Source organism: Alkalihalophilus pseudofirmus OF4, assembly GCF_000005825.2.
Classification (GTDB): Bacteria; Bacillota; Bacilli; order Bacillales; family Bacillaceae_D; genus Alkalihalophilus; species Alkalihalophilus pseudofirmus.
In genome coordinates this window covers 1,555,833-1,576,262 of record NC_013791.2, presented here as the reverse complement: position 1 = coordinate 1,576,262, position 20,430 = coordinate 1,555,833, and the positions used below count along the sequence as shown (strand labels likewise).

The 20,430-nt window shown below is 39.6% G+C and carries 18 protein-coding genes; 5 read left to right on the top strand and 13 right to left on the bottom strand.

Annotated elements, in window-relative coordinates; all coding sequences use genetic code 11:
* Window positions 1-59: 59 nt before the first annotated feature.
* Both BPOF4_RS07910 and BPOF4_RS07905 read right to left on the bottom strand, forming a co-directional pair.
* Complete coding sequence (locus BPOF4_RS07910; protein ID WP_012958584.1) at window positions 60-1,088, bottom strand: homoserine dehydrogenase; 1,029 nt, start codon at window positions 1,086-1,088, stop codon at window positions 60-62.
* Between the two features lie 34 nt (window positions 1,089-1,122).
* Complete coding sequence (locus BPOF4_RS07905) at window positions 1,123-2,307, bottom strand: cystathionine gamma-synthase family protein (protein ID WP_012958583.1); 1,185 nt, start codon at window positions 2,305-2,307, stop codon at window positions 1,123-1,125.
* Between the two features lie 174 nt (window positions 2,308-2,481).
* Here BPOF4_RS07905 and BPOF4_RS07900 point away from each other — a divergent pair, with 174 nt between their 5' ends.
* Complete coding sequence (locus BPOF4_RS07900) at window positions 2,482-4,152, top strand: PucR family transcriptional regulator (RefSeq protein ID WP_012958582.1); 1,671 nt, start codon at window positions 2,482-2,484, stop codon at window positions 4,150-4,152.
* Between the two features lie 10 nt (window positions 4,153-4,162).
* Here the strand turns inward: BPOF4_RS07900 and kapB are convergent, their stop codons facing one another.
* The 8 genes from kapB to BPOF4_RS07860 form a co-directional block, all read right to left on the bottom strand.
* Window positions 4,163-4,531 carry a kinase-associated lipoprotein KapB gene (kapB, locus tag BPOF4_RS07895; protein WP_012958581.1) on the bottom strand — a complete coding sequence of 123 codons (369 nt, stop codon included), beginning with the start codon at window positions 4,529-4,531 and terminating at the stop codon, window positions 4,163-4,165.
* Window positions 4,532-4,548: 17 nt separating this feature from the next.
* Complete coding sequence (locus BPOF4_RS07890; RefSeq protein WP_012958580.1) at window positions 4,549-4,734, bottom strand: hypothetical protein; 186 nt, start codon at window positions 4,732-4,734, stop codon at window positions 4,549-4,551.
* Between the two features lie 11 nt (window positions 4,735-4,745).
* The gene (locus BPOF4_RS07885; protein WP_012958579.1) at window positions 4,746-4,997 is read right to left on the bottom strand and encodes a hypothetical protein; all 252 of its coding nucleotides are present in this window, start codon (window positions 4,995-4,997) and stop codon (window positions 4,746-4,748) included.
* A 156-nt stretch (window positions 4,998-5,153) separates the two neighbouring features.
* On the bottom strand, window positions 5,154-5,549 hold the full coding sequence (locus BPOF4_RS07880; RefSeq protein ID WP_012958578.1) for a hypothetical protein: 396 nt from the start codon (window positions 5,547-5,549) through the stop codon (window positions 5,154-5,156).
* Window positions 5,550-5,701: 152 nt separating this feature from the next.
* Entirely contained in the window at window positions 5,702-6,352 is a 651-nt protein-coding gene (locus BPOF4_RS07875) for a YpjP family protein (protein WP_012958577.1), read from the bottom strand.
* Between the two features lie 164 nt (window positions 6,353-6,516).
* A complete protein-coding gene (locus BPOF4_RS07870) occupies window positions 6,517-8,004 on the bottom strand; it encodes a glutamate synthase subunit beta (protein WP_012958576.1) in 1,488 nt (495 codons plus the stop codon).
* A 141-nt stretch (window positions 8,005-8,145) separates the two neighbouring features.
* Window positions 8,146-12,738 (bottom strand): glutamate synthase large subunit, encoded by a 4,593-nt coding sequence (gene gltB, locus BPOF4_RS07865; protein WP_041822723.1) that lies wholly within the window; start codon window positions 12,736-12,738, stop codon window positions 8,146-8,148.
* A gap of 316 nt (window positions 12,739-13,054) precedes the next feature.
* Window positions 13,055-13,837, bottom strand: a complete 783-nt coding sequence (locus BPOF4_RS07860; RefSeq protein ID WP_012958574.1) for an NRDE family protein — start codon at window positions 13,835-13,837, stop codon at window positions 13,055-13,057.
* Window positions 13,838-14,087: 250 nt separating this feature from the next.
* On the opposite strand from BPOF4_RS07860, the gene BPOF4_RS07855 reads away from it, so the two are divergent.
* From BPOF4_RS07855 to BPOF4_RS07840, 4 genes are all read left to right on the top strand, one after another.
* Complete coding sequence (locus tag BPOF4_RS07855) at window positions 14,088-15,110, top strand: toxic anion resistance protein (RefSeq protein WP_012958573.1); 1,023 nt, start codon at window positions 14,088-14,090, stop codon at window positions 15,108-15,110.
* Window positions 15,111-15,147: 37 nt separating this feature from the next.
* Window positions 15,148-16,059, top strand: coding sequence for a hypothetical protein (locus tag BPOF4_RS07850; RefSeq protein ID WP_012958572.1), 912 nt, complete (start codon window positions 15,148-15,150; stop codon window positions 16,057-16,059).
* Between the two features lie 135 nt (window positions 16,060-16,194).
* Window positions 16,195-17,133 (top strand): MBL fold metallo-hydrolase, encoded by a 939-nt coding sequence (locus BPOF4_RS07845; RefSeq protein WP_012958571.1) that lies wholly within the window; start codon window positions 16,195-16,197, stop codon window positions 17,131-17,133.
* A gap of 42 nt (window positions 17,134-17,175) precedes the next feature.
* Complete coding sequence (locus BPOF4_RS07840; protein ID WP_012958570.1) at window positions 17,176-18,159, top strand: DUF2777 domain-containing protein; 984 nt, start codon at window positions 17,176-17,178, stop codon at window positions 18,157-18,159.
* A gap of 4 nt (window positions 18,160-18,163) precedes the next feature.
* Here BPOF4_RS07840 and BPOF4_RS07835 read toward each other — a convergent pair whose 3' ends face one another.
* From BPOF4_RS07835 to BPOF4_RS07825, 3 genes are read right to left on the bottom strand one after another with little or no spacing between them, the layout of a single operon-like run.
* A complete protein-coding gene (locus tag BPOF4_RS07835; RefSeq protein ID WP_081457646.1) occupies window positions 18,164-19,702 on the bottom strand; it encodes a PH domain-containing protein in 1,539 nt (512 codons plus the stop codon).
* Window positions 19,692-20,168, bottom strand: a complete 477-nt coding sequence (locus tag BPOF4_RS07830; RefSeq protein WP_012958568.1) for a PH domain-containing protein — start codon at window positions 20,166-20,168, stop codon at window positions 19,692-19,694. The genes BPOF4_RS07835 and BPOF4_RS07830 overlap by 11 nt, the downstream gene beginning before the upstream one ends.
* A 50-nt stretch (window positions 20,169-20,218) precedes the next feature.
* Window positions 20,219-20,428, bottom strand: coding sequence for a hypothetical protein (locus BPOF4_RS07825; protein ID WP_012958567.1), 210 nt, complete (start codon window positions 20,426-20,428; stop codon window positions 20,219-20,221).
* Window positions 20,429-20,430: the final 2 nt, after the last annotated feature.

The following is a 20,430-nucleotide window of genomic DNA, read 5'->3' as shown; positions in this document are numbered from 1 at the left end:
TTAGTTGATGTTTGTATTATTAGACCTTAAATGAAATCATTTATATTCATTCAATATATTCATTCAATATGGAGTAAATCAACTAACACAGCAAAGGCGGTTTCCCGAATACCAGCTCCTGCACCTACCAGCGTAATGTCACCGGAAATATCACACTCATAAGTAATGGCATTCAATGCCCCTTCAATCGATGCGAGCGGGTCTGTCAAATCAAGCTTTACAGGCTTTACGGATGCTTCAACTTCCTCATCTGTCCTTTCAACCGTACCAATTAACTTCCAACGCTTCCCTTCTTTATTGGCCAACTCAATATCTTCTTCTGTTATTTCAGTAATGCCGATGCAAGGCACCTCATCTTTTGTTAGGGTTTGGTCAAATAACTCCGACGCTAAGATCATTACTTTATAAAGCACATCATACCCTCTCACATCGCTAGTTGGATCTGCCTCAGCATATCCAAGAGCTTTAGCTTTCTCTAAAGCCTCCTTATAACTCATCCCGCCCTCCATTTGGGTCAGCATATAGTTGGTTGTTCCGTTTAGAATTCCCCGCACACGGATAAAGTCATTTCCCATAAGAGTCAGCTTAGGCATCCTGATCGCCGGTGTACCGCTCATGACAGAACCTTCATAGAAAAACTTAACTCCGTGTTCCCGAGCCATCACCTCTAAATCTTTTTTCTTTAAAGCGACTGGCCCTTTATTGGTCATCACCACATTTTTATTGTGGGTAAAGGCAAGTTCGCAATGGGCAATCGCCGGCTCTCCTGTTTCAATATTGGTAAAGGTCATCTCTACAATCGTGTCGGCATTTGTTTGCTTAATTGTTTCTTCACTTGAGAGGCCTCGCACTAAACCTCTGTGATCTGGATAATGATCAAGAGTGCCGTCTTTTTCAATGGACTCAATTACACGATCTAGGTCAAGACCCTCATCATGATGGATAGCCCCTTTATACAAATCAGCTATCGAGACAACTTTAAATTGACGATCATACTTTTTCAAAAGGGAGGACTCTTTCTCTTTAAGGAGCTTAACAACTCCCTGCCCGACGCCTCCAAAACCAATAAGAGCTATTTTTTGGATCACCTAAAATCACCTGCCTTTATGGAATACTTTCCTCCTATTCAATGGCATCAAGTGCTCCTTTGAGATCCTCTATTAAATCAGAAATATCCTCAATCCCTGCAGAATATCTTACGAGCCCTTCAGGAATTCCTAATGCCGCTCTCTCTTCCGGAGTGTTTTCAACATGGCTTGTTGTTCTAGCAGGCCCTACAGTTGTTTCAACGGCCCCAAGATTAGCTGCTTTATTGGCAAATTTCAGCTTCGGCAGAAACGCTCTTACAGCATCTAGTTCACCTTTTAGAGCAAAGCTTAGCATCCCGCCAAACCCGGTCATCTGTTGTTTTGCAATCTCATGATGAAGATGATCTTCTAATCCTGGATAATAAACCTCTTGCACTTTATCATGATTCTTCAAAAACTCGGCTACTTGCTGGGCATTTTTCTGCTGCTGTTCTACCCTTAGCTTTAAGGTTTTCATTCCTCGCAGCAAAAGATAGGCAGCATTCGGGTCCATTGTCGCTCCGTTAATTTCACGATAATGATAAATTTGTTCAACTAGACGCTTGCTGCCAAGTGCCGCCCCTCCTAGCGCATCAGCATGCCCTCCTAAAAATTTAGTAGCACTGTGTAAAACTAGATCAGCACCAAGAGCAAGCGGTTTCTGGTTAATAGGCGTTGCAAATGTATTATCAACAAATGTCAATGCACCTACTTTTTTTGCAGCCTTTATAATACGCGCAAGATCAGTAATCTTAACCGTTGGGTTAGTCGGGGTTTCTAAATAGACGAGTGTGCATCCCTTAGCAATTTCTTCTTCCATTTCATCGTGATCACCTGTATTCACTAACGTCACCTCAATATTTAACCGAGGAAGGAATTCACTAAAGATTTTATTTGTCCCGCCGTACGTGTCTTTTAAAGAGACAATGCGGTCACCAGGTTTGAGAAAGGTTAAAAGGGAATTAGAGATGGCAGCCATTCCAGTTGAAAAACTAGTACAAGCTTCTGCATTTTCTAATATGCGAAGTTTTTCCTCAAACGCTTGAACTGTAGGATTTGTGTTTCGACCATATATGTGGCCAGCCCTTTTTCCTATTGCGACCTCATACCACTCATCTATATCGTCATACGTAAAGGCTACACTGTTTACAACAGGTACTTGAGATGCCCCGTGCACTAGAGCGGCTTTTTCACCTGACCATACGCTTTTTGTTCCATCCTTTGGAGTGTGTTGTTTCATTGACGATCAGCCCCTTTCATCTATACATCCATCCTACGCGAGTAAGCCAAATAAAATCATTCGCAAAACTGTATGAAAAAACACCAGCATCCCTAGATAAATTATACAAATGTTCTGAAAATGATTGCGGCGTTGAATTCCTTTCTTTTACAATAAGAAGAAAGGGGGGATTAGATGAAGCTCACGATGGATGAAGTGTTATCATTACCACTTTTAAAAGATGCTGTTCATCATACGTCCGTTGACTTACAGACAAAAAAAGTGGAATGGATCCAAGCACTTGAGGCCCCTGTAGAGCAGTTTGTACGTCCAAATGAATTAATCCTCACTACAGCAGTAGGCTGCTTGGATGATGAGCAACTATTTGATTTCGTCTGTGACATTATTGACTCTAAAGCGAGCGGGCTGGCTATCGCTGTCGGAAAGTTTGTTAAACAGATTCCAGAGAAGATCATTAAAAAAGCAAATAAAGAAGATTTTATTCTGCTTGAAATGGAATGGGATATTAGATTCTCAGATGTGATTAAAGAAGCACTCCATTTACTTGATACGAAAAAGAGGCAGCATTATCATCAAATAGAATCCTTACAAGAAACCTTACTAGACTTTATTTTAAAAGGAAAAAAGCTGCAGGATGTTTGTGAATATGTTGCCAATACGCTAAAAGCACCTGTTCTTATCACAGATAACCGAGGGAGTCTATATGGATCAAGCAAACAAGTCACTTCTTCTTTAATAACCCACTTCAATCAATATCTTCATAAACAGCTTACCGAGAATGGAATCATATTCAATCATTCAAGCACGATAGAATGGTTTCAATACGAGGAAGACTATGCACTAGTCCTCGGAGTTGAATCAGCAAATCAGTTGAAAGGCTATATCATTGTAGGGGGTTTTGGCCCAAAACCTTTTGCCAGCACTGAATATGAGGAATGGGGCAAGCTTCTTAAGCATGTATCTACGGCGATTGCCCTCTTCTTTTTACATGAGACGGCTGTCAAAGAAACCGAATGGCTGCTTCGGGATGATTTTGTTTGGGAGCTTGCTAGCGGCGGGGTTCATTCTAGTGACACCTTATCTTCACGCGCTAAATCATTAGGTTACAGACTGAACTTGCCATATGTCTCTCTTGTTGCCACTCCTGAATATTTCAAACAACGTTTTGAACAAGAGGATAAACTTCAAATGTCGTATGATCACTGGCTTCATTACCAAATCCGGCAAATTGAAGAAGAGGCTGAGAAAATCGCCAAAAAACAAGCTTTAAAAGCGATGATTACCTATCAGCAAGATGAATTAATTATTTTTTTAGAAGTCATTTTTGATCAAGCGGCAGAGTGCGCCATGCGCTTTATTAATGAATTTGAAGAGCGTCTTTCTTTTCTCTATCCATCTATTCAGTTCAGTTGGGGAATCAGTAAGCAGTACGGCTATCATTTATTTCAAGAATGTTATCAAGAAGCAAAGAAAGCCCTGACTTTAGGAAAAAAACGAAATGGGCGAGGAAGCAGAAATCTGTTTACAGATACTAAAATCGACCGGTTAATTGAAGCCATGAGTGAGGTAACGGTTCTTACGGAGTTTACGAATCATTTACTCGATTCATTGATTCACTATTCTAAAGAGCGGAATATCGATCTTTTGCATACGTTTATGACTTATCATTCCCATAAAGGGAATGTCAGCCAGACTGCAAGGGCACTTAACCTCCATCGGCAGTCTCTCTTATACCGTTTAAGAAAAATTGAAGCACTAACAGGTTGTTCGCTTGATAATGCAGATGATTTATTTCTTCTAGATTTAAGCACCAGGTTATGGAGTGCAGGCCAAGAAGAACAATAAAAGACGAGTATTATAACCCATACTCGTCTTTTAGTTCTTGAAGATGTTTTAAAGATTGATTACTAAACTCTGACTGTTTATGCGTAAGTTCATCGATCTTCTCCTCTAGCGCACTGCGAAGAGAATCTGAATATGAAGGGACATTCCCTTCATATGGTTTAATTGTTGCTAGCGGCACCCATGTCTTCTCAAACTCGGCTAAAGCCTTACGTTGATGAAAGAAGACTCCTTCTGTCTGTTTAGGATTGTGCAGATCGCCTTGAGTAGGGTGCTTCAAAACAGCCAGCACTTTAATAAGCCCTCTTTGTTCTGATTCTCGCATCTCTACTACTTCTCCAATATAAACACCTGTTTTATACTTTGCTTGAACAATAGACAACAGAACTCACCTCCTGCTTAATGCATGGCTCCTAAAAAGGTAAAAATAATAAACGTAATAATACAAATAAATCCAATAATTAAAAACCACGTTGCTTTTTTCTTTTGATTATGAAGAGCTTGATAAATACCAATCCCGCCGAAAACACCAGTTAAAAGAAAAAACAGCATGGCAAAAAGGACTAAGATCAGGCCTTCTTCCATTATATCACCACCTAAAGCCCAGGAACTAACCATGTAAAGAGATTCCACATGAACTCTGATACTGGGACTAAATATTGTTCAGAGAATTGACCTAATCGGCTCGATTCCGTTACCCCGTCAATAACAATTAATGTAAACGTTACAAGGATTACGATAATCGTTATCGCTAAAATAAGAGCAAGCAAAGCGGCATATCCTAGCACCACTCTGAGCGCCCATTTAAGCCATAGCGGACTAGATTTTGTTTCTTTCTTCATTTCCATAAAATCACTTCCATAAAAAAATCCCCCCAAGTTTCACACGTTGGCTACCATACTATCGTACCAAAACTATGTAAAAGATGAGAGGGAATTCTTGAAAATCTAATGAATTCATGTAAAACACAGCTTTTCAAACAAATTTCCTATGTTAATCGACCGTTATTCTAAGTTTAATTTTGATAAAATACCTTCAATAGGTATGCCATCAGCAGTAGATATATCACTGAAATCATATAATCTTAAATCGATCAGCACACCAGACTCTGTAACTAACCCCTGATTTTCTTGAACAAATTCTTCTGATGACCCTTCTTCTATCACTTCTAATGATGGATCAATACTTTCATCGACCAAGGAATGACTTTCATCTGTAATAGAATCAGGCAGCGGAATCACTCGATCAGAAGTGGTTTCACTATCCATCACCGCGAGGTCTAACGGTTCTTTTATTTCAATGGGTTCACTCGTTTTTGCATTAAATTGAAAAATAACGATTGCCCAGACTGTTATAAACATAACAGCGGACATGACAACCATTACGATCTGCTTGCTCATAACACCACTCTTTTCTATCTTTATACTCATTCTTTATCAACAATATTAGTTAAGACATCAGAATGCACTTATATATTCATAGGTCTATATTATCATTAACTTGGATAGATGTCAGTGGGTCGTCACACAAAATACAAAAAAACCGCATCTAATTAGACACGGTTTACAGACATCCATTGAGGCGGACTGTCCTTTCCCCAATAAATGCTACCCAGGTCATGGTGTTTCTCAAATTGATCTAGGTAGGTATGGTAATGAAAATTAAATAAGTAACCTTGTTTAGGCGGATGATCTCGTCTTACATGAAAACGAAGCAGATCTTCTCCGCTCTCTTGATTATACAAATGGACAATTTTCTCTCCGAGCCCTGCTGCAGGATGTTTAGAGAGAGTGACTTGTTCCCACTCTTCTTTTGTTAAATCGCTTGTTGTATCAATCAGAATATCTTTTAATTTTGGAAGGATTTCTTGCTTAAATGGTTCTTCGATCTTACCTGCTATCGCAGAACCAAACTTCATCATGCTTTGATCGTACATATAATTCATAACATATTCAGTAAATACTTCTTGTGAGGAGGAATCTCTGTGAATATAATGATCGGTACTTAAAGGTAAGACGTCATGATACAGCTCATAGCTTGTCTCATTAACTTTATAAACGAGTGGTTTCTCACTACTCTCTCCTATAGACTTTGCGGGTGCTTGTGCTTGCACTTCTTTGACATATTCATTTGGTGGAACAAATATACCTAAGGTCAGGAGGGCAGATGAGATAACGAGACCCCTTTTCATCCATGGCATCATCGTACACACGCCCTTTCATAGTTTTCATTTTATAATTATAATTTTCACTCTACTTTATTTTCTCATGAAACCTATGAAAACGCTACGATATTTTCCATAAAAAATATGTGTCATTATGGGAGACCTTAAAGGCCGCCCTGACACATATCCTTAACGATTCACTCTTATGGCAAGTTCGAGCTTCCCATTAAGAAACGATCACACTCTCTTGCAGCTTCACGGCCTTCATGAATCGCCCATACAACAAGACTTTGACCTCGGCGATTATCTCCAGCTGCAAATACGCCCTCTTTATTCGTCGCGTATTTTCCGTAATCAGCTTTTAAAGTCTGCCTTTTAGTTGTTTCAAGTTTCATTTGATCAATGAGCTCTTGTTCAGGTCCTGTAAATCCGACAGCTAATAAAACTAAATCTGCCTTCCAAACCTTCTCAGAACCTTCAATCGGTGTACGCACTTTCACCCCGTCTTCACCAATCGTCGTTTCCACGGCAATCGTATGAAGTTCACGTACATTTCCTTCTTCATCACCAACAAATTTTGTGGTCATAAGCTGATAAGCACGCGGGTCTTCCCCGTAAACGGCAAATGCTTCCTTATGCCCGTCCTCAATTTGATGTACATATGGAAACAGCGGCCAAGGATTATCAGCTGTACGATCTGCACCCTTTTGACGGTTAATATCAAACTGCGTAATGGATGCTGCACCATGTCTGACTGATGTTGTAATACAGTCTGCGCCCGTATCACCGCCGCCAATAACAATCACATGCTGATCTTTTGCAGAAATAAATTCTCCGTCTTTATGATCAGAGTTTAATAAGCTTTTTGTATTAGCCGTTAAAAAGTCCATAGCATAATGAATACCTTTTAGATCACGGCCTTCTACTTCTACCTCACGCGGTTTCGTAGCTCCAGTACATAAAATTACCGCGTCAAACTCACTCTCAAGCTGTTCTGATGTGATATCTTGACCAACCGTTGTGTTAGGCTTAAACTCAATTCCTTCTTCTTCAAGAATTCTCACGCGTCGGTCTACAATTTGGTATGCAAGTTTCACATCAGGAATTCCATATGTCAAAAGTCCGCCAATGCGGTCTTCTCTCTCAAATACTGTAACCAAGTGCCCTGCTTTATTTAACTGAGCAGCAGCCGCTAAACCAGCAGGCCCAGAACCTACAACAGCCACTTTTTTACCTGTTCTTGTTTTTGGAGGGTTCGCTGTGATCCAGCCTTCTTGGAAGCCTCGTTCAACAATATGGTATTCTATGCTCTTAATTGTTACAGGGTCATCAGAGATTGCTACTGTACAAGAGCCTTCACACGGAGCAGGACACACTCGTCCAGTGAACTCAGGAAAGTTATTCGTTTTATGCAGGCGATCCAGCGCTTCACGCCATTTACCGCGATAAACTAAGTCATTCCATTCAGGAATTAAATTATAAACCGGACAGCCGATATCAGCTGAGCCAGGAACAGAGGTGCCAGCCTGACAAAAAGGCACTCCACAGTCCATACAGCGTGCACCTTGCTGTCTTAATTTAGCTTCGGGCATAAGCAGTTGAAATTCCTGCCAGTTCTTTGTTCGTTCAAAAGGATCTTTTTTTAGTGGATTCTCTCTCTTATACTCAATAAAACCTGTTGGCTTCCCCATAAAAATCACTCCAAACTACGCTCAATGTCTATTTATAAATCATCTCACCATCTATTACATTTCAGTTTAATGAAAGGATAGGAGGAAATAGAGCGTTGTCTAACGCTCTATTCTTTCGCTACCTTTCAATTTTGGAATTGCTTATTTTCCACTTACTCTTGATTTATCACGTTTGTTCTCATCGAATGCAACCATAATCGCATCGCGGTGTGACAATCCTTCTTGCTTCACCCGCTCTATTGCTTCAAGCATTCGTTTATAATCTTTTGGTATAACTTTTACAAAGTTTGCCGCATATTGATCCCAATTGGCTAAAACTTTCTCAGCTTGTGTACTGCCTGTATAAGCTAGATGTTTCTCAAGCATCGATTTAACGAGTACCACATCTTCTACAGAAGCAAGAGTCTCAAGATGGACCATTTCTAGGTTGCAGTTTGTTGGGAACGTACCTTCTTCATCAAGAACAAAAGCGACTCCTCCAGACATACCAGCAGCAAAGTTTTTACCAACTGTACCTAGGTTGATGACCATACCGCCGGTCATATATTCAAGTCCATGGTCACCTACACCTTCAACGACTACATTTACACCAGAGTTACGTACAGCAAATCGTTCTCCCGCAATTCCACGAATGAACGCCTCACCAGATGTCGCTCCGTAAAAGGCCGTATTACCAACAATTATATTTTCTTCTGCTTTATAAGAAGCTACCTTTGGAGGATACACAACAAGTTTTCCGCCTGAGAGTCCTTTTCCAATATAATCATTGGCATCTCCTTCAAGCGTCAAGGTCATGCCTTTTGGTACAAAAGCTCCAAAACTTTGACCCGCTGAACCAGTAAAGTCAAATTGAATCGTATCTTCCGGCAAGCCTTCAGCTCCGTAACGTTTGCTGATCTCACTACCAACAATCGTACCAACAACACGATCCACATTTTTAATTGGGTAAGACCCGCGTACTGGCTTGCCCTCGTATAAAGCAGGCTCACTTGCTTTAAGCAATTCACGAGCATCAAGAGAAAGTTCTAACTGATGATCTTGAGCTTTCGTACAATAATGACGTGATGGATCACCTGAACGAGGCTGGAACAACAGCCCAGTTAGATCGATATGTTTTGCTTTCCAGTTATCCACTTCTTCATTCATTTCAAGTAAATCCGTACGGCCGATCAGCTCATCAATCCTCTTAACTCCAAGCTCTGCCATTAGTTCACGGATTTCTTCTGCAATAAATTTCATAAAGTGAACGACGTGTTCCGGCTCTCCCATGTATTTCTTTCTAAGTTCAGGATTTTGAGTGGCAATTCCGACTGGACATGTATCAAGGTGACAGACGCGCATGACGATACAGCCTAATACAACAAGCGGAGCCGTAGAGAATGCAAACTCCTCTGCACCAAGAAGTGCTGCAACGACGACGTCTTTACCAGTCATTAATTTCCCATCTGTCTCAAGCGTTACACGGTCACGTAAATTATTTAATACGAGTGTTTGATGAGTTTCAGCCAAGCCAATCTCCCAAGGAAGACCCGTATGTTTAATACTTGTTCTTGCAGCAGCACCCGTACCGCCGTCATACCCGCTGATGACAATACCATCAGCACGCCCTTTAGCAACACCGGCAGCAATCGTACCAACACCAGTACCTGCTACAAGCTTAACGCTGATTTTTGCCTGAGGATTCGCATTTTTCAAATCATGAATTAACTCAGCCAAATCTTCAATTGAATAAATATCATGATGCGGCGGCGGTGAAATTAATCCAACCCCAGGAGTTGAACCACGTACTTCTGCCACCCAAGGGTACACTTTGTTTCCTGGAAGCTGGCCGCCTTCACCAGGTTTCGCTCCTTGTGCAACTTTGATTTGAATCTCATCAGCATTTACTAAATAGTGGCTCGTTACGCCAAAACGGCCTGATGCCACCTGCTTAATAGCACTTCTTTTCAGATCGCCATTTTCATCTTCTGTAAATCTCTTCGGATCTTCTCCGCCTTCACCTGTATTACTTTTTGCACCAATGCGGTTCATCACGATAGCAAGTGTTTCATGTGCCTCTTTAGAGATCGATCCAAATGACATAGCACCCGTTCTGAAACGTTTAACAATCTCTTCTGCCGGCTCCACTTCATCAAGTGGAATAGGAGTCGCAGCTTTAAGTTTAAGCAATCCACGGAGTGTTGTTTGCTCATTTGTCTGCTCATTAATGGCCGCAGAGTACTTTTTAAATAAATCATAGTTACCGTTACGGCATGCATGCTGGAGCATATGAATTGTATGAGGATTGTATTGATGAGGCTCCCCATTTCTTCTCCATTGCAAATCATCACCCGCATCAAGAGTACGATCGACGCCTTCTTGAGTGGAATACGCACGGTCATGTCTCATTAAAACTTCTTTTGCGATCACTTCAAGTGTAATCCCGCCAATTCTTGATGTTGTCCATGTGAAATAGCGGTCAATAACGTTTGAATCAATCCCAACAGCTTCAAAGATTTGCGCCCCTCGGTAACTTTGGATCGTAGAAATCCCCATTTTTGAGAGGACCTTCATGATCCCTTTAGTTGCTGCCAAGACATAACGGTTTACAGCTTCAATATATGAATATCCTTCAAGCAGACCTTCTTGAATACGCTCATCAATCGAATCGAATACAAGATACGGGTTGATGGCTTCTGCCCCGTACCCAAGCAACACTGCATGATGATGAACTTCACGTGGTTCACCAGATTCAAGCAAGATACTCACCTTTGTACGAGTTCCTTGACGGATTAAATGATGATGCAAACCAGACACAGCAAGTAATGCTGGTATAGCTGCATGTTCGGTGTCCATATTGCGGTCACTTAATATAAGAAGGGTGTGTCCATCTTCAATTGCTTGGTCAGCTTGGGCAAATAAATCATTAAGCGCTTCTTCTAAGCGATTTGGCGCATGATCTGCTTTAAATAATATCGGCAGCGTACAAGCTTTGAACCCTTCTAATTTGTTATGACGCAGCTTAGCAAGTTCTTCATTATTTAAAATTGGATACGGCAGATGAATATGTCTGCTGCTTTTTGGCTCTGGATTTAATAAGTTACGCTCTGCACCTATGGTCGTACCATAAGAAGTCACAATTTCTTCACGGATTGCATCAATAGCTGGATTCGTAACTTGTGCGAACAGCTGCTTAAAATAGTTATATAAAAGCTGTGATTTCTTCGATAATACAGCGAGAGGCGAATCGTATCCCATAGAACCAACTGGATCAACACCCTCTGTTACCATAGGAGAAATCACTTTAGATAATTCTTCATACGTGTAGCCAAAAGCAAGCTGACGCTCTAATAAATTGGAAAATTGCGAACCTTGTACATGAGAAGTTTCCAACACATCCTCTAGTTGGATGTAATTTTCACTCACCCAATCGCTGTATGGGAATTCAGCAGCAATTTCATGTTTAATTTCTTCATCAGGAATAATGCGCCCTTCTTTTGTATCGACTAAGAGCATTTGACCTGGGTGAAGACGCTCTTTGTACAATACATTCTCTGGATCAATATCTAACACCCCGACCTCAGAGGACATTAACACATAATCATCTTTGGTTACATAATAACGAGCAGGACGAAGCCCGTTACGATCAAGACATGCGCCAATCTGCGTACCGTCTGTAAACGAGATCGCAGTAGGTCCATCCCATGGCTCCATTAATGTGCTGTGGAATTGATAAAACGCCTTCTTCTCAGGAGACATATGGGGATCATTCTGCCATGGTTCAGGAATCATCATCATCGCAGCATGAGACATTCTTCTTCCAGATAGCGATAAAAACTCCAATGTATTATCGAACATGGAAGAATCACTTCCGCTTTGGTCGACAATCGGACGGATCTTATTAATGTCCGCTCCAAATACATCCGACTCAAACATAGCCTCTCTAGCATGCATCCAGTTTACATTACCCTTTAAAGTATTGATTTCCCCATTATGAATCATATAACGGTTAGGATGAGCACGCTCCCAGCTTGGGAATGTATTTGTTGAGAAACGAGAATGAACAAGAGCAATGGCGGTTTCAAAATCATGATCACAAAGATCTAAATAAAATTGATTTACCTGCTCTGTTGTAAGCATTCCTTTATAAACGATGGTACGACTTGAAAGGCTTGCAAAATAGAACGATTGATCAATTGGGATTTGCTTGGCAAGTTCTTTTTCAGCGCGCTTTCTAACTACATATAGTTTACGTTCAAATTGAAGGTTATCCGTACAATTTTCTTCTCTTTTTATAAATAATTGACGAATATATGGCATGGCTGTTTTTGCCGCATTGCCAAGCATGGTGTCATCAACAGGAACTGTACGCCAGCCTAGAAACGTTAATCCCTCTTCTTGAACCTTTTCTTCAACGTTTCTTTCACACTGCTCACGTAATTGTTCATCTTGTGGCAAAAACAACATCCCAACTCCGTAGTACCCTTCATTAGGAAGAGTCATCCCTTCAGCTAAACACACTTTTTGAAAGAAGCGATGTGGAATTTGAAGCAATATTCCTGCACCGTCTCCAGTATTGACCTCATCGCCTTGACCACCGCGATGCTCTAAATTTCTGAGAATATGAAGGGCATCTTCTACAACTTGATGAGATTTTTGACCTTTCATATGTGCTAAAAAGCCGATCCCGCAATTATCACGTTCAAATTGAGGATCATATAGGCCTTGTTTTTTAGGATATCTAGCGTTCTGCATTAGCACCCAACCTTTCTCCAAAAAGTAAATTCAATCAACTCTCCCCATAAACCATTCGAGCTAATATACAGGATCATATCATTTTTCTGACATTTCGGCAAATTTTAAATAGGTAGATCTTTTGATGAAAACGCTTACTTTAAAGGTTTTTTTCATTCTTTTTCAAAAAATGTTCAAATATTTTTCCGATTATAATGAATATAAAGTGCATTCAATGAATAAATATACAATTGTTCTTTACTACTTATCACTTTACTATAAAAGTATAAAATCCTTTTCCCGTTCTACAAAAAAGAAAACACGTCGTGACGTGTTTTCAAGCGTTTCTGTGTATAATTTTTTCAATTCTTTCTTCTTGAACCCCATTCTCCCCATAACCTTGTTCAGCTATAAAGCGTTTGCCGTCTTTATCAAATAGAACGATGGTCGATACTCTTGTCCCGTACGTTTCGCTTTGTATAAATACAGGCGAGAGTAATCGCTCTAACTCTAGACCTACTCCTGTGTCAGGCAGCGCATGATCAGGGTAGGTCATTGTTGATTGCAAAATGTGAAGACCCTTATCTATTAAAGCGGGATAAGCGGTTTCATTCATAATTTCAGTTTCAACGGCTGTTTTTAATGTATCTATTTTTGGCCAGGTGACATTTAATGTGCTGTTGCTTACATAATAGTTTCCTGGAATAAGCTTTTGTACGGCATGTAAGCGATTTGAGTAGTAATATACGTCATCAATTGTACCTGCAATCAAATTAAAGCCTTGAAAATCATCTTTTTGTTGTCGAATGCTTTCAACATATTCTTTAGCGGGTGTCGTTGATGATAGAAATCCCCTTACTAGTTCTCCCCTAGAAATAAATTCATGGTCCTCCGTTTCATTTAGAGGTTCTCTAATATTTGTTACGCAGGCTAATCGTCCACTCTTTGTTACGCCAAGCCAAGTCCCCCCGCGCTCTACATCTCTCCCTGCATAAATGTCAGGATGATCTTCCCAAAAATGAACGCGTTTGCTCGGCCGGTCATAAAATTCATCACGGTTTGCCAGCATTATCAATGGAAACTCTTTATTTTGCTTATATGAGATCGCTACTAAACACATTAATATATTCCACCTTTCGAAATGTTCAAGTATATCTTGAACCAGACAAATTGCTACTAGAAACTGACAACGCGCCGTAATCTTAATTTCTTTAACTTCCTAAAGCACTTATTATAATCCATATCACATTCATTGTCTTTCAAAATTATTTGATACATAATAGAAGGATAATCAACCGAAACCTAACGATGCGGATAATCGTATGTACTATAAATAAACTCTATTTTTCACACGACGGAGGAGATCAATGATGACTCAAGATAATAGACAGGAACAACAAAATAAAGAAGTGGAACTGATTAATAAATATAGACAATCGGAAGATATCGATTCACTGCTTGCTTCATTAAATACTTTAGGTGAGGAAGAACAAAAAGAGGCAGGAGAATCACTTGAAGCACTAAAGCGTCCTGTTAAAGAAATGATGAACGACCAATCAAATCAGCTGCCTAATCAACTGCATCAATTAAAAGAAATGGTCAGCCAGCTTGAGCCTGATTACTTAAAAGACAGTCCGCTAAAAAAGTGGACGAATAAACTGTTAAGAAGAAGCCCGATCGAACAATATGCTAGAAAATATCAAACGGTTGAAGCTCAAGTCGAACAAGTCATTGAAGGGCTGCTTAGCGGGAAGGACAAACTGCAAGAAGATACATTAATGCTGCAGCAATTAAAAGATGTAGCCAAACAGCGAATTACAAACCTAAATCAACAAATTGATGCGGGTAACAGGCTGCACGCCATGCTTGAAGAAGAAATGACTTCTGAGAAGTGGAAAGATAATCCAAATGCATTGAAAAAAGGACAGCTAAAAGTGGTCTCTCGAGTAAAAAACATGTCCCAAGCCGTTATGGTATTACAGCAATCACTTGCCTCAGTCGATTTGATTATTGAAAATAATGATAAGCTTGAAGAAGCTATTTTCAATGCCATTACCATGACAAAAAATATTATTACCGTCACGGCTTCCATTCAGCTTGCCTTAAATAATCAACAAAAAGTCATTAGTGCTGTTCGTAACGTGAATGAAGCAACTGAATCGATGCTTTTATCTAATGCAGAAATGTTAAAACAGAATACAGAAGCTACATTGAAGACACTAGAGGAACCTGCTATTGCGATCGAAGCGTTTAAAAAAGCATATAACAATGTGTTTGAAGCGATTGAATTAACGGAACAGTCCAATGAACGAATTGTTACGAGCGGCAAACAATTTATTGAAGAAATGGATACTCTTAATAAAGAGATGCAGACAAAATTATTAGATAAATAGTGAATAAAAAGATATTTTTTATCTGGAGGTGATCGTATTGAGTCGTACATTGCTGCAATCCCCTTTCTTTCGTTTTTTGACTCCCGCTCATAAACGTCCTGTTGAGGAACATCTGCTAAAAGATGCAGCCAGTCAAAAGCTGATTCATGAAGCTGAATCACTCATTGAGAGAATGATTGAGAAAGCAGATGGTCAAAATAAGCAGCGCGTCATTAAACGTAAGCATAAAGAGTTTGTCATTAAAATCAAATTGACTCACAAGCAGATCACTTTGAAAATGAACGATACTAAATACACCAATTCTGCGATTCATAAACGGATCACAATCACATGCTACCGAAAATATATGAAGGCTAAAAATGGAGTAGGTGTCATTCGAGAAGCGAGTATTCATTATTTAAAAAATGGACGGGCACATGTCAGACAAGTTGCGGAATCCACTCTATTTAATGGGTTATTCTATCGGATTCACCGATTAGACGAGGCTTATACAAATGGGACGTCATCTGCTTTAACATTAGCTGAAGTGAATTCGTTAAAAGCTCCTGCATTCAATAAACAGCAGGATATCAGCCTTATAAGACAAGAAGCCATTCGATATTTAGATACAGTAAAAAAATTTTCTGTAGACCCGTTAATTGAAAACCGATTAACCCGCATTATTAAGCAAGTTGAAAAATTACAGGAAGATTTTGATCTCTTGGATTATGAAGAAAAGCATACAGTACGAAGAATGCTTAAGGAAGATATTCCCAACCTCTTGAATACCTTTTTGTCTCTATCAATGAAAAATCAGCTAGACCATAAAGAAGATGTCTTTGTTTCTTTATCACAAATGGAATTAACTCTTATTACTTTTTATGAGCAGCTCGAAGAAAAACGAAGGGAACATATGAACCACCTGCTAAGACTTCAAAAGCTCCGCTATGAGCAAGATCGTAAATCTTAGAACAAGCAGACCTTCGTATCACCTTGCTTTAATACTTGTTAAATCGATATAAGACCCTTACACTACTAGTAAGGGTCTTATATGTAATGTAAAGCTAAATTCAATAGTTAATTTCAATAAAAAGGGGGAAATGAAATGAATGCACCAGTATCCTTAACACCTTCTATTTCAATTATTGACGGCTTTGATATGAGTATGCCAGAAAGGACTGGAAGCTACATACTTAATGAGGATATGCTGACTATTATTGAAACAGGTCCAAGCCCATCAGTTAAACATATTATTGATGGATTTAGGGCGCTAGATTTAAAACTAGAAGATGTTGAATATATTATCCTTACACATATTCACCTTGATCACGCAGGTGGAGCTGGCCTGCTCATTCAACATTGTCCTAATGCGAAAGTGATTGTGCATCCAAAAGGAAAAAGACATCTTCATGATCCTTCTCGCTTAATCATGGGCGCTAAAGCTGTGTATAAAGAAGATTTTGACCGATTATTTGATCCGATTCTTCCTATTGCAGAGGAGAAGCTGCTCACGGTTGAAGATGGTGATACTCTCCCATTAAGTGATACGTGTACATTAACTTTTTTACATACCCCAGGACATGCAGCTCATCATATTAGTATTTATGAATCAAAAACAAAAGGCATATTTACGGGTGATACGCTCGGTGTTAGATATGAGCCTTTATCAAAGGACGGTGTGGAACTGATTCTTCCTTCTACATCCCCTAATCAATTTGACCCAGAAGCGACGATTCAATCAATGAAGAGAATTCAAACGTTCGATGTTGAACAGATTTACTTTGGTCATTACAGCATGGCTTTACACCCTGAGCTGGTCTATACACATATTGAAAAATGGCTCCCCGTCTTTGTACAAAAAGGAAAAGAAGCTGTTAAAGATGGCTTAGGTGTAAATGAATTAGCTGCATCCATTTTAGAAGCCGTTCAACATGACTTAGACAAAAAAGGCGTAGAACGTGACCACCCAGCTTATGAACACATTCGCCTAGACCTGAAAGTATGTTCAATGGGGATCATCGATTATTTATCAAAGCAAACCTGATTCCACATACGATGAGGTTTATTGCAAAGCGAGGTTTTTACCATGGATAGAATACAAGCCAAACGTTATATGAATCAACTCCTGCTCATAAAAGACGACCCGCACGGTCACTTTATTGGTGAATTACTTGAAATAATAACAGAGCCGAAAAAGCCTTGGCGGGGAAAACTGAAAATAAAGTATATCGTTAAGCTAGGAGAACCAACAGTTTCTGAGGTTATTTCTACACCTGTTTATAAAGAAAATGAAATCGTAGAATTTGCAGGGAATAAATTAGCTCCTCTCTCTTTAGCTAAACTTCCGGAATCATATGATCATTCTCATGCAAATGTCATAGCCGATCGTCTAGCTGCCATTTTCAAAGAACAAAAAGAGCTGCAGGTAGAAGAAAATCAACTATTAGTTTACTTAAAAAATGAGAATCTCGACAGGCTGCTACACTCTGCAGCCAATGAGAATCACGAGCACATCCCCTATGTTTTCTATGAGAGCGGATCAAGGTACTTGTTAATTGATGAGCACGAGACAACACTTGATTTAGCAGACTGTCCATTTGAATTTAAATGGAGCGGGAAGAAAAAAGATATGCTCGGCTATTACGTAGGTGAAGGGATATTCAGGAGTCATGACGGTGAGGAATATCGTCCATCAGAAGGGGAAACAATTTATATCGACAAAAAGCAATTTGATCCTTATTTTATTTTACAGAACGAATTAGATCCTTCATCACTTGACCTATTTGAAGCGACATTAAAAGATTATCATATAGATCATAAAGATTTAATCGATTGCCATAACAGCTTATTGCTTCAGCTGCTGCAATCTAACGGTCAAAAATCATTTAAGGGTGTAAACTTTTTAACCTACCGAACACACACAGGGCAAATTATTGTCCAGCATCATTACGAACGTACACTTAATGAAGATGCGAGTGACCATGTGTTTGACCGGTATGAATTTACTTCTGATAACGGAAAACGCTCCGTTGTGACGTATGTATCAAATATATCAAATAAACCAACGTAAGCGCTCAGTCAGAGCGCCCACGTTGGTTTTTATTTGAATACCAATAAAGCAGTTGATCCGCATCATTGACATCTACATGTTCCACACGAAATAACTTCCAGCTAAAACTAGACTGCACTGCTAACTTTATTGTAGCTAAATCTCTTCTTCCTTGAAGCAATGACACATGCCGCTCTAATGATTGAATTTTCCTATGTTTCGATATCACAATCACTTGACTTAGTTTTCTATAGCGAACATATAATTGTCCACAAAGTGAACCAGCCGCTGCATCACGATACTGGGCATACCCTATCACACTCATGAGTGCTACAGCTATCAGGCCGTAGTAGGCAAATTCGGGATAGAAGTAAAAAAGTGCCGCTGTCGCTGCAATCGGAATAAACGTGTTCTGCACTAAATATCTAATTAAGGCTCTTTGCGGCACCCGCTTAAAGACTGGCTCTGCTGCATATTCAGGCAGCAGTTCTTCTAAAACTTTGTGTGCGTCTTTTTTCTTTAGTAGGGGCAAAAGAACCGTTGAGCCTTGCTCCTCTCCTGTCCCTCCACCTGCACTTTCAACATAAACGGCTGTATAGCCAAACGGCTGTCGGAAGATATTTGCCACATACCTTACAGCAGTTACACGATCTGTGTTAATCGTTAATTGCCGTGTTTCAATCAGGCCGCGTTTGATGATTAAGTCATCGTTTTGTTTGACAACCGAAAAATTACCGTACTTTAAAACAGTATTGATAAAAGATATAATCCATGAAATAAACACAATGAAAAAGATAATGGCTGTGATAAACCATATACCAGACCCAACTAAAAATCCAAATGTCCGTTCATAGAGGGTTGAAGGGATAACCTGCTCTACCTGACTGAATAACGCCCCTACAGCTGAGATCGTTAAACCGATCCCGCTAGAAGTAAGAGCTGCAATAAGCAGGTGCTGAGTTGATAAATTCCATTTAACAGAAGGTTTTAGCTCTTGCGATGATTCATCTAACCGCTCATTACTGTCTGGATTAAACTCACTGCCATTTAATGCATCGGGCTCATGACGATCGTTTGAATCATGATCTGCTATACCTGCATCAAATGGTTTCAAGTTCTGCTTACCAGCTTTTAATGCTTCACTAATTAACGATGCTTCCTGTTTTTTAATGGCATTTAATTGAACTTCAGGTTCACCGCCGCTCCCTGCTGTTTCTACATTTACTTTAACCAGTCCAAATATCCGCTGAAGCAGTCCCGCTGTGATATCGATACTTTGAACTCTTTTTTGTTGTATGTATCTCTTTTTCTTAATAAAGATGCCTTTTTGTACAAATAACTCTCCATCTTCAAGCTTATATTTAAAGCTGATATAAGAGAGGATGCTCGATATGAATAAAATGACAATGAAAACAAGCCAGATATATTCAAACCGTATAAAAGACTCCCCTTGTGAGCTGCTAAAGAATAACGTAATAATGACTGGTAAAATAATGCCCTTTAACCCTTGTAAGAACATCAAAATGATACTCGCTGGATGAAGCCGTTTAAATTCACTCATCATAAGCCACCGCCGCAAGTCTAGCGATTCTGTCTCTTAATTCATCTGCCACTTCAACTGAAAGAGTAGGAATTCGATGACTTGTTGCTGCAGTTGTAATCGTAACATCCGCCATTTTATATCTTCTAAGCAGAGGACCTTGCTCGGTATCAACATGCTGAACCCGTGTCATTGGGATTAACTGTCTCCTAACAATCAATACTCCAAATTGTATATCTACCTCACCCTCTAATACATCATACGTAAAGCGCCTCCAGCGAATAGGAGGTAAAATAAATACAGTGATTAGGACAAAGATAAGATAAAACCCGATTAAGCTGTATAAAATCCATAGTGGAAAATCAAAAAAATAAATCAGCACACCATATGCAATCGGAAATAAAGCTACAAGCAGACTTTCAAAGAATGCTTGCAGCCTCCATACAGAACGTGCTTTTTCAGGTAAAAAGGTTGATGGTGCAGCGCGCACGTTCACTCCTCCTTAAAAGGTTACTCCTCGTAACTTTTAACTCTTTATGCTTACTCTTCTTCAGTGACGTAAATAATCTCTACCCCTTGCTCTTTCAATAAAGAGATAATGGCCTCGTTTAACTCTCTATCATAAAGAAGTCCAACAGAAGGAACAATTTCAAGCTCCTCTAAATAACCCTTTTCCGCATCTTCAATCAGTTCAAGAATATCTTCCATTTCTCTTTTTTCAAGTTCCTGTATGATCTCTTCTTTATTCATCA